Origin of the sequence: Vibrio sp. 1874 (genome assembly GCF_033344395.1) — a bacterium.
GTDB classification, from domain to species: Bacteria; Pseudomonadota; Gammaproteobacteria; order Enterobacterales; family Vibrionaceae; genus Vibrio; species Vibrio alginolyticus.
Genome location: NZ_JAWPOR010000141.1, coordinates 1 through 1,144 on the forward strand (window position 1 = coordinate 1; position 1,144 = coordinate 1,144).

General features: G+C 45.5%; 1 protein-coding gene. It reads left to right on the plus strand.

All coding sequences use genetic code 11. The features are described 5' to 3' along the window. Nucleotides 1-1,144 (plus strand): LuxQ periplasmic sensor domain-containing protein (locus R8N46_RS25150; protein ID WP_318189765.1); only part of this gene is annotated, 1,144 nt, incomplete at both ends.

Below are 1,144 nucleotides of genomic sequence, written 5' to 3' on the forward strand. Positions count from 1 at the left end.
AGGCAACGTCGACAATGTTGTGCTGGTGGCGAACGACATTCCTGTGGCAAGTTCACTAGCGGGGGATGAGTCATACAAAATCTTCGATGTGTTGAAACGCAAAGAGACCCAGAAGAAGTTAGATCAGTTATTGATCATCCAAACGCCGATTGAAGTGAACGCGGCCATCACCAACTTGAAGTTACTTACTGTGCAAGACAACCAGAGTGTTGTTACGCTGCAAATTCAACACTTTTTGGCGATGTTAGCGTCTGTTATTGGCATGATCATGATTGCGCTGATGACCAAAGAGTGGATTGAAAACCGAGTTGTGGAAGAGCTGGGTTCGCTGATGTCTTACACGCGTTCTGCTCGCGAAGAAAAAGGCTTTGAGCGTTTTGGTGGGTCGGATATTGAAGAGTTTGACCACATTGGTTCGACGCTGGAAAGCACGTTTGAAGAATTAGAAGCTCAGAAACGATCGTTTAGAGACCTGTTTAACTTCGCGTTATCGCCAATCATGGTGTGGTCAGAAGCGGGCGTGCTGATCCAAATCAACCCCGCAGCTCGCAAAGAACTGGTTATCGAAAATGACATCGAAACCATGCATCCTGTATTTAAAGGATTCAAAGACAAACTGGTGCCACATTTAAGAATGGCAGCGCAGGGCGCGACACTGACGGGAGTGAACGTGCCTATTGGTGATAAAGTCTTTCGTTGGAACTTATCGCCAATTCGTGTCGATGGTGATATCAGCGGCATCATTGTTCAAGGGCAAGATATTACAACGCTGATCGAAGCTGAAAAGCAAAGTAACTTAGCACGCAGAGAAGCCGAAAAATCCGCGCAAGCGCGAGCTGACTTCTTGGCTAAAATGAGCCATGAAATTCGCACACCAATTAATGGTATTTTGGGTGTTGCGCAGCTACTCAAAGATTCCGTGGAAGCGGAGGAGCAGAAGAATCAAATCGATGTTCTTCGCCACAGTGGTGAGCACTTACTTGCTGTTTTGAATGATATTTTGGACTTCTCAAAGATTGAACAAGGCAAGTTCAATATCCAAAAACATCCTTTCTCCTTCGCTGATACCATGCGAACGCTAGAAAACATCTATCGCCCTATTTGTGAAAACAAAGGGGTTGAGCTTGTCATTGAAAACCAGCTT